The following is a 10,151-nucleotide window of genomic DNA, read 5'->3' on the forward strand; positions in this document are numbered from 1 at the left end:
GCTGCCTGAAAATGCGTTTACCGATCCCGACGGTGATGCCCTGACTTACCACATTAACAACATACCCGAGTGGCTGCACTTTGACGAAGCTACAAACACTCTGGTTGGTACGCCGCCCAAAGGCAGCGTCGGCAGCCTGAGCATCGAAGTATTGGCAATTGATCCGAGCGGCGAACAGGCAGCGCAAACGTTTATTTTGGCAATTCAATCAGGTAACCATGCTCCCGTAGTCGGCACTCTGATTGATGCGCAAACCCTCACCGAAAACAGTGAATGGACATTCAAGCTGCCTGAAAATGCGTTTACCGATCCCGACGGTGATGCCCTGACTTACCGCATCAACGCCGCACCCGAATGGCTGCGCTTTGATGAAGCCACAAATACTTTGGTTGGCACACCACCGCAAGGCAGTGTCGGCAGCCTGAGCATCGAAGTATTGGCAATTGATCCGAGCGGTGAACAAGCGGCGCAAACGTTTGTTTTGAACATTCAATCAAGCAACCATGCCCCCGAAGTCGGTACTCCGATTGATGCACAAACCCTTACCGAAAACAGTGAATGGACATTCAAGCTGCCTGAAAATGCGTTTACTGATCCAGACGGTGATGCCCTGACTTACCGCATCAACGCCGCACCCGAGTGGCTGCACTTTGACGAAGCCACAAACACTCTGGTTGGCACACCGCCGCAAGGCAGTGTCGGCCGCCTGAGCATCGAAATATTGGCAATTGATCCGAGCGGCGAACAAGCGGCACAAACGTTTGTTTTGAACATTCAACCAAGCAACCACAACCAAGCCCCCGTAGTCGGTATCCCGATTGATGCACAAACCCTTACCGAAAACAGCGAATGGACATTCAGGCTGCCTGAAAATGCCTTCACCGACCCCGATGACGATACCCTGACTTACCGCATCGGCACCATACCCGAGTGGTTACACTTTGACGAAGCCACCAAAACCTTCAGCGGCACACCGCCCAAAGGCAGTGCCGGCAACCTGAGCATCGAAGTATTGGCAATTGATCCGAGCGGCGAACAAGCGGCGCAAACGTTTATTTTGGCAATTCAATCAGGTAACCACGCCCCCGCAGTCGGCACGCTGATTGATGCGCAAACGCTTACCGAAAACAGCGCATGGACATTCAGGCTGCCTGAAAATGCGTTTACCGATCCCGACGGTGATGCCCTGACTTACCACATTAACGCCATACCCGATTGGCTGCACTTTGACGAAGCCACAAATACTTTGGTTGGCACACCGCCTCAAGGCAGTGTCGGCAGTCTGAGCATCGAAGTATTGGCAATTGATCCGAGCGGTGAACAAGCGGCACAAACGTTTGTTTTGAACATTCAACCCAGCAACCACGCCCCCGCAGTCGGTACGCTGATTGATGCACAAACCCTCACCGAAAACAGCGAATGGACATTCAAGTTGCCTGAAAATGCGTTTACTGATCCAGACGGCGATACCCTGACTTACCGCATCGGCACCATACCCGAATGGCTGCACTTTGACGAAGCCACCAAAACTTTGGTTGGCACGCCGCCGCAAGGCAGTGTCGGCAACTTGAACATCGAAGTATTGGCAATTGATCCGAGCGGCGAACAAGCGGCGCAAACGTTTGTTTTGGCAATTCAATCAGGTAACCACGCTCCCGTAGTCGGCACTCCAATTGATGCGCAAACGCTTACCGAAAACAGCGAATGGACATTCAGGCTGCCTGAAAATGCCTTTACCGACCCCGACGGCGATGTTCTGACTTACCGCATCAACGCCTCACCCGAATGGCTGCGCTTTGACGAAGCCACCAAAACTTTGGTTGGCACACCGCCCAAAGGCAGCGTCGGCAACCTGAATATCGAAGTATTGGCAATTGATCCGAGCGGTGAACAAGCGGCGCAAACGTTTGTTTTGGCAATTCAATCAGGTAACCACGCCCCCACAGTCGGCACTCCGATTGATGCGCAAACGCTTACCGAAAACAGCGCATGGACATTCAGGCTGCCTGAAACCGCCTTCACCGACCCCGACGGCGATGCCCTGACTTACCGCATCGGCACCATACCCGAGTGGCTGCACTTTGACGAAGCCACCAAAACCTTCAGCGGTATCCCGCCCAAAGGCAGTGCTGGCAACCTGAACATCGAAGTATTGGCAATTGATCCGAGCGGCGAACAAGCGGCGCAAACATTTATGCTGGACATTCAGGCAGCCGATATACAAAGAACCTATGTTAGAGGAAATGATAGCGGTAACAGCTTCAGTTACAGCGGCGGCAATCAAGCGGTTTGGATTGAAGCCAAAGGCGGTATTGATTCCATTCACGGCAGTAATGCTGATGACATACTGGACGGCGGTGCTGATAATGACATAATTTACAGTAACGACGGTGACGATGTTTTAATCGGCGGTACAGGTAATGACTACATGGACGGCGGTAGAGGCAACGATACTTATTATTTTGCCAAAGGTCATGGTCAAGACGTTGTGAGGGACGTCTCACCCCAAGACACTAATACCATTCACTTCAGCGATGTTAAATTCGAAGAAGTCATATTCCGCTGCGTTCCCGGTTATTCCCTGATTTTAGAGGGCTACCACGAAGGCGATAAAATTGAAGTGAAATACTTTTTCGGTAGTCCAACAAGTAACTTTAAAAACTTTGAATTTGCTGACAAAACCATGACCTGGGCAGATTTTGAGCAAAATGGCATGACCTTTCTGGGCGATGAAGGAAACAATCAAATTAACTATAAACCCATTCTCAACTTACCCACCATTCAATACGGCTTAGGCGGTAATGACACTTTAGTCGGCAGCAACGTCCATGACAAATTATATGGCGGTGACGGCAACGATACGCTTTACGGCAACGATGGTAACGATACCTTGGTCGGTGGTACGGGTAATGATTCGTTATGGGGTGGAGAGGGTGATGATTTCTATGAATTCAGCGGTGCATTCGGTACGGATACAATTTATGAAAACAAAACAGGCGGCAACGACATTGTGCGTTTCACCGACCTCAACCTTGCTGATTTGCTGTTTGACCGCAATGGTAATACCTTAGAATTGTTTACTGGCGATGGCAGCAATACAATCAAACTGGGTAATCCGTCTTTGTGCTACATCGAACGCTTCGAGTTTGCTGATGCGGTGTTGGAAAATCCTGATTTCAATCAATACCTCAAAGGCACAAATCCAACGGTACAATCCATGACGGTGTTTGAAGAAATCGCCCAATACAACACGGCGGGTATTTTGTAAGTTTGTGAAGAAATAAATAAAAAAAGCAGAAGTACTTCTGCTTTTTTTATTGGGTCATGACCCATTGTTATTTTACTGAATTTTCTGGATTTTTTAGACAAAAATAACGACAGCTTTATTTTTTGTAAAATCAACAGCACCTTTTTAACAACGAATTAAATTGATATTGTGAATTTAAATGCTTTGTTGCCGGACTACATCGGTAGTCTGGGCTTGTATCAAGACAGTGACGGACAATATAAGCTCAATGCTTCCTCTGCCGATTTGTGCAATTACTTGAATATTGAGTATCATGCCAACTTGGTTTTCAGTGGTAACGACGGCAGCGGAGCAGCACTTGCCGTAAACGGCGGTACAGTTATCAGTACCGATACTTGCGGCACAGGGCAATACGAAACTTTATTGACGCTTTATGGTACACAAGCTTCTTTGGAAGAAATGTTGCTTAATCATCAGCTGGTGGTGTAGTCAAAAAATGATTAATCGTTCTTTATTTGCTGCTCTTAAACCCCGCTCTGCATGTGATTTGAGCGCAGTAAAGATGCGCCCAAACGCCGAAATAACATCGGCATAAAGGCAGGGAACTGTATTTCTAAAGTATTTCAGCGGCAAAGTATATTGATTTAAGGATAAACCATTTATGAATTTAATCGAAACCCAAATAGAGAGCCAAACCGTTTATCGGGGTGCGTTTATTGATGTGTTTCAAGATGTTGTTCATTTACCGAATGGACAAACTGCCAACCGAATCGTGGTGCGCCACCCGGGTGCGGCTTGTGTGCTGGCAATCACTGCTGAGCAGCAGGCTGTGCTGGTGCGTCAGTGGCGTTATCCCACGGGTACGGCTTTGCTGGAACTGCCGGCGGGTAAGCTGGACATAAAGGGTGAAGACCCAAAAAACTGTGCTTTACGTGAATTGGCAGAAGAAACACCGTACACTGCCGAAAACGCGGTTTTGCTGCAGACGTTTTACACCGCGCCGGGGTTTTGTGATGAAAAAATGTATTTGTATTATGCTGAAAATATTGTTAAAAACAGCCAATTAAATGCCGACGACGATGAAATATTGGAATGCGTGCTGATGAATAAAGACGAAGTGCGCCATGCGATACAAAACGGCGAAATACAAGATGCCAAAACCCTGATCGGTTTGCAATATTGGTTGAATCAGGCTGCCTGAAATGAAAATTACCCCGATTGCCGCACTGAGCGACAACTATATCTGGCTGCTGATTTTTGAAAACAATGCCGTGTGTGTCGATCCGGGCGATGCTGAGCCGATTTTGCGGTTTTTGTCAGACAATCATCTGAACTTAATGGGTATTTTGCTGACCCATCACCACCACGACCACATCGGCGGCGTGGCGGCATTAAAAGCGCGCTATCCGCAATGCACGGTGTACGGCAATGCGGCGTGGGGCGCGGACTGTGTTGTCGGCGAGGGTGATGTTATTCACGCGGGCGAGTGTACGGCAGAAGTGTGGTTAATTCCCGGGCATACCGCCGCGCATTTGGCTTATTTAGTCTGTGATCATGCGCAAACCCATGTTTTTTGCGGCGACACCTTATTCAGCGCGGGTTGCGGGCGTGTGTTTGACGGCACGGTAAACGATTTATTCAATAGCCTGCAACGCTTCAACAGGCTGCCTGAAAATACTCTGTTTTATCCCGCCCACGAATATACGCTGTCGAATTTGCGTTTCTCTCAAGCAATTGAACCCGAAAATACTGCCGTTACCGCTGCGTTTCAGGCAGCCCAAATCATGCGTCATCACAATAAACCCACTTTACCGACTTCATTGGCGCACGAGCGGCAAATCAATCCGTTTTTACGCATTGGAAAAACAACGGTGAAACAGCAAGCCGTTATTCAAGGGCTGCCTGAAAGTGAAGCGGATAATGAATCGGCGGTATTTGCTTTTTTGCGTGAATGGAAAAATCGGTTTTAATCGGTAGCCGTAATTTTGGTGATGGCTATACCGCTGTCGGTTTACAGCAGAACGAATGAGGAATCGGCATACCGAATTTGATACAATTCACAGCAAGCAGAAATTATGGTGGTTCTGATTTAAAAGCAACTAATAAAAGGGGGGCATTGATGGAACTGATTGAAGAAGTTTTCACATATAAAAATGAATACAGCGATGAACAACGTAAGAAATTGCAAAATATTTGTGATGTCATCAATCCATTCAATTACAACTGGCAGGATGATTGGACTGTTGAAAATTTTGTGAAGGGAAAATATTCTGCTGATAAAACTCGTCTGGTCAATCAATCGGGAGATATTTGGCTGATGTATTATGGTGGTACTGACGGTACGCATGCTCCTGCTGGTTTTTTGGAATCAACATATTATATATATTACTTCAAAGGATTTACGGTTCAGTTAAATTTTGAAGAACAGGCGGGGGGAAAGTTATTATTTTTGCTTGAGACGGTAGATCTAAGCCGTGATAACCGCTCTATCGGCATTGATGAGCTATTCAATGTTTTAGATGAGAATAATATTGATAAATATGATTATATTTCTTATGTGCAGCAGGCAATATCTATTTGGAATAGAAAAGCATTTGAATCAGAAATGAAGAGTATGAAGCATTTTCGGGAAATGTTGAATAAGGCAGGGATACCAGGGGCTACAGAAATTAGCGACTTGGAGATGTTGAGAAAATTCAAACGCCCTGTCATGCAGTATGGTTTATAAAAAGACAAACGAGCGATAATTTTAAAAAATAGCAGCTTAGCAAAAAGTAACTGCACTTTGTGTACTTCTCCTACAAAACAAAGGCGATATTTCAGGCAGCCTGATAACCACATTGAATAGACTCTATGAATTGGCAGCAATTGCTCAGTACCCAACGTTTTAAACAACAAAACGGCAGCATTATCCCCACCAGTACACCGTCCACCCAAGAAGGTGCAGATGCTTTGCGCACGGATTTTCATATTGATCATGACCGCGTGGTGTTTTCTGGTGCGTTTCGGCGGTTGGGGCGAAAAACGCAAGTACACCCGTTTGCCGAACACGATCACACCCACAACCGCTTAACGCACAGCGTGGAAGTGGCGAGTGTCGGGCGCAGTTTGGGCAACCGCGTTGGTGTGATGTTGAAAAACGGCGGTTTTTTGCCGCCGCAATATTCTGCTACTGACATTGGCGCAGTGGTTCAGGTAGCCTGTTTGGCGCACGACTTCGGCAATCCGCCGTTTGGACACTCCGGTGAAGATGCCTTGCGTGAATGGTTTCGCGATTCGCGCCATGCTGTTTTTCAAGCAGGTTTAACCGAAGCTGAGCGCAACGACATTCAAACCTACGAAGGCAATGCCCACAGCTTGCGTTTAACGGCAAATTTGGAGATGTACCGCAACCGAGGCGGTATGCGCTTAACCGCCGCTGCGATCGGTGCGTTAATGAAATATCCGTGGACCAGCTCCGCACCGCATGGGCGGAAAAAATTCAATATTTATCAAACCGAATTGCCGTTTATTGAATGCGTTGCCCGTGAACTTGGGCTGCCTGAAAAAAGCAAACACCATTGGGCGCGGCATCCTTTATCTTATTTAATGGAAGCAGCCGATGATATTTGCTATGCCTTGCTGGATTTAGAAGATGCGGTGGAATTGGGGCTGCTGCAAGATTTAGACGTTGAAAATGTATTGTCCGAGCTCGTTCCCACTGAAAATTCATGGCAAGCACAATCTGGTTTACAACGTTGTGCCATGCTGCGCGGCATGGCAATCGGCAAAGCCATCGACAATGTGGCACAAACGTTTATGACCCACCACAATTCACTGCTCACGGGCGATTTTCAAGGCAAAGATTTGCTTGCTTTCGCTTCACCTGCCGTACAAAATACCTTAGCCAATGCCAAAGAATTGGCACGCAACCGTATTTACCGTCATCAAGACAAATTGATGACCGAAATTGCGGCATTCCCGTGCATGGATTTGATTTTGGGGCTATTGGTGCCGGCGGCATATGCGTTCATCACCAAAGGTGAAGTGAGCGTACGCCAATCACTGGCTTTGGAATTATTGCAAGACGAGCCGATTTTGGCTTCAGATAAGCTGTATTACGCCTATATGAAAATTTTGGATTTTGTCGGCGGCATGACCGACAATCGGGCGGCGCGGCTGGCGCGGGAAATTTCGGGCATCGGCATGATGTAGTGGTTTATCTTAAAATACTGTTCGCTGTGAAAATTGGCAGGGTAAAAATATTTATGTTTCATGGTTTTCAGGCAGCCTGAAAAGTACCGATGCTTTTTTCGCCGTTACGGCACACCGCCGCCGCGATTGAAAACACAGCTTATTTCAGCAACTTTTTGAATATGGGCGTGTTTTGCGGTAAAGTAACACAATTAAACCCAAACTGCGTTTTATTCAGGCAGCCTGTTTTTCTATACGACGGAGCACAAATCAATGAGCATTAAATCGGCGGACATGATTAGACGAGACGACGGCAAAAAAGGCGCGCTTGTTGCCGTAGACGATAAAGGCACACCCATGGGTGAAATGGTTTATGTTTGGGTGAATAAAGGAAAATGGATTATTGATCACACCGAAGTTTTCCCTGAATATGAAGGGCGCGGTTTGGGTAAGCAATTATTTTTTCATATGATTGATGTGGTGCGCGAAGAAAATATTAAAGTAATTCCACTGTGTCCGTTTGCGGCGGCAATGTTCCAAAAAACACCTGAAGTTCGTGATGTTTTGGCAGATTAAATATTAAAACCAATAAAGTATGAAAAAAATCAGTCGCCGTGATTGTTTGTGCAGTGGTTTATTGCTTTCAGGCAGCCTATTGCTGCCGAAAATGGCACATGCGGGCGCACAGCGCGAAGAAACCTTGTCTGACGATGTGGCATCATTGATGCGCAATGCCGTTAATCACGTTAATCCGCCGCGATTAATGTTTGCCAAGCCCGAAGAGGGTGCACGCTGGCTGGCGGCAATGTCCGCGCGGCTGGCGTTGTTTGTGCCTGATGATTATGCCCGCAAACGCTTGCTGACCAATATTCATTATGAATCGCTGCGCGCCGGATTGGACGCACAGCTGGTGTTGGGTTTGATTGAAGTGGAAAGCCGTTTTCGTCAATATGCGATTTCACCCGTTGGCGCACGCGGCTTGATGCAAGTGATGCCGTTTTGGGCAAATTATATCGGCAAGCCCGAGCATAATTTATTTGATGTGCGCACCAATTTACGTTACGGCTGCACCATCTTGCGTCATTACCGCAATGTGGAAAACGGCAATATGGAGCGTGCGCTGGCACGGTATAACGGCTCGCTCGGGCGCACGGTGTATTCCGATGCCGTTATCGGTGCATGGCAGCGGCGGTGGCAATGGGCATAGCCCGCTTCTGGTATAATCCGCACATTGCAAAATGCAAAATTTATTCAGATTGATTGAAACAGAAAAGAGGCATTATGTCTGTTAATAAAGTGATTTTGGTTGGCCGCTTGGGGCGTGATCCTGAAGTGCGCTACATGCCCAGCGGCGATGCGGTCGCCAATTTCTCCATTGCCACCGATGAGCAATGGCGCGACAAAAGCGGCGAAAAACAAACCCGTACCGAATGGCATAACATTACCTTGTTTGGTAAATTGGGTGAAATTGCGGGGCAATACCTCAAAAAGGGCAGTCTGGTATATATTGAGGGGCGCATTCAAAGTCGAAAATATCAAGGCAAAGACGGTCTTGAACGCACTGCCTACGACATTATCGGCAATGAAATGAAAATGTTGGGCGGCCGCAGTGAAAACAGCGGCGGTGATTACGGACAAGCCCGAAGCGGTGATTACGGGCAACAACGGGATTACGATGCTCCCGCCGCACCGAAAGCCCCGCCTGCCGCACCGCGCCGTCAAGCTGAGCCAACGCCTGCACCGGTGGACGATATTGATGACGATATTCCGTTTTGAGTTTTAAAAAATTGAAACCAATGGTGATTCAGGCTGTCTGAAAAATTTCAGGTAGCCTGTTTTATTTGGGCAACAAAACAAAAAGCCCGCTTTGTGTTAAAGCAGGCTTTGGGTATAATCGCGGCGGGGCTAGGCAGCAAATAGCCCCGCTGGAACGGGGCTATTTGTAATCATGCCTACCCGGAAAGGCAGGTTTGATTATGAAACTAACCGTCCGTATAGGTAAGTTTCGATTAACCGCCAAGATTGACGTTAGGGTTATCTTAGCGTTGATATTGCTGTTTAGTCAATAGAAACAAGCCGAAAACCAAAAAACGCAAGTTTCTGTCAGCCTTTTGGGGTTGGCGGTTTTTTATTCGTCACCAATTTTCGTTATCAAACAAAAAAGCTGCTTTTCAGTGGCATTAATCTCTTTGGGTTATATTCCTCGCCGCTCTGCGGCGTATCATTCCAAAATGAGTACATACCTACAGTCGTTATGTACAAAGGCAGGGATTAGGGCAATATAAAAAACTTTATAATGATTTGCAACTGAAATTATTTCAGCGGATACCTCGCCGCATTGCGGTGGGGGGATTAGCGGGCTTTTTGTTATCAATTTTGTACAAAGTTTTTCCGAAAATTTTTTGCTGTTTGATTTTAAAAATCAAAAATATTAGGGACATGACAACCAAACAAGGCATTAAAATGTCTAAAAAGGAGTCATGGCAATGGTTTGCAAGTACCAAAAAAGTTCGTCACTTTCTGATGCAAAAATGCGGCAAATTATCAAGTGTTTTTCGCTTGATTTAACTGCCTCTCAAACCGCAAAATTAACCGGAATCAGTCGTCAGTCAATCAATCGAATATACACAAAGATTAGGTTGCGAATTTTCACGTATTGTTTGCAAAATACGCCTTTCAACGGGGAATTGGAAGCCGATGAAAGTTACTTCGGTGCCAAGCGGGTGCGCGG

General features: G+C 46.8%; 10 protein-coding genes and 1 pseudogene. All 11 read left to right on the forward strand.

Annotated elements, in window-relative coordinates; all coding sequences use genetic code 11:
• On the forward strand, positions 1-3,268 hold a 3,268-nt coding region (locus Q384_RS09825), incomplete at its 5' end, for a putative Ig domain-containing protein (RefSeq protein ID WP_211251104.1).
• Between the two features lie 168 nt (positions 3,269-3,436).
• Positions 3,437-3,736, forward strand: a complete 300-nt coding sequence (locus Q384_RS09830; RefSeq protein ID WP_037587586.1) for a hypothetical protein — start codon at positions 3,437-3,439, stop codon at positions 3,734-3,736.
• Between the two features lie 172 nt (positions 3,737-3,908).
• Complete coding sequence (locus Q384_RS09835; RefSeq protein WP_037587588.1) at positions 3,909-4,448, forward strand: NUDIX hydrolase; 540 nt, start codon at positions 3,909-3,911, stop codon at positions 4,446-4,448.
• A 1-nt stretch (position 4,449) separates the two neighbouring features.
• Positions 4,450-5,217 carry a hydroxyacylglutathione hydrolase gene (gloB, locus tag Q384_RS09840; RefSeq protein WP_037587591.1) on the forward strand — a complete coding sequence of 256 codons (768 nt, stop codon included), beginning with the start codon at positions 4,450-4,452 and terminating at the stop codon, positions 5,215-5,217.
• A gap of 149 nt (positions 5,218-5,366) precedes the next feature.
• A complete protein-coding gene (locus tag Q384_RS09845; protein ID WP_037587593.1) occupies positions 5,367-5,975 on the forward strand; it encodes a hypothetical protein in 609 nt (202 codons plus the stop codon).
• Between the two features lie 125 nt (positions 5,976-6,100).
• Positions 6,101-7,441, forward strand: a complete 1,341-nt coding sequence (locus tag Q384_RS09850; protein ID WP_037587596.1) for a deoxyguanosinetriphosphate triphosphohydrolase — start codon at positions 6,101-6,103, stop codon at positions 7,439-7,441.
• Positions 7,442-7,530: 89 nt separating this feature from the next.
• On the forward strand, positions 7,531-7,704 hold the full coding sequence (locus tag Q384_RS13420; RefSeq protein WP_156956538.1) for a hypothetical protein: 174 nt from the start codon (positions 7,531-7,533) through the stop codon (positions 7,702-7,704).
• Positions 7,694-7,996 (forward strand): GNAT family N-acetyltransferase, encoded by a 303-nt coding sequence (locus Q384_RS09855; RefSeq protein WP_037587599.1) that lies wholly within the window; start codon positions 7,694-7,696, stop codon positions 7,994-7,996. The genes Q384_RS13420 and Q384_RS09855 overlap by 11 nt, the downstream gene beginning before the upstream one ends.
• Before the next feature lie 19 nt (positions 7,997-8,015).
• Positions 8,016-8,627: a lytic transglycosylase domain-containing protein gene (locus Q384_RS09860; protein WP_037587602.1), complete on the forward strand. Its 612-nt coding sequence runs from the start codon at positions 8,016-8,018 to the stop codon at positions 8,625-8,627.
• A 74-nt stretch (positions 8,628-8,701) separates the two neighbouring features.
• Positions 8,702-9,196: a single-stranded DNA-binding protein gene (locus tag Q384_RS09865; RefSeq protein ID WP_037587606.1), complete on the forward strand. Its 495-nt coding sequence runs from the start codon at positions 8,702-8,704 to the stop codon at positions 9,194-9,196.
• 704 nt (positions 9,197-9,900) lie between these two features.
• A pseudogene (locus Q384_RS13805) lies at positions 9,901-10,151 on the forward strand (IS1595 family transposase); the annotation flags it as partial.

The organism is Stenoxybacter acetivorans DSM 19021 (assembly GCF_000745895.1).
GTDB lineage: Bacteria > Pseudomonadota > Gammaproteobacteria > Burkholderiales > Neisseriaceae > Stenoxybacter > Stenoxybacter acetivorans.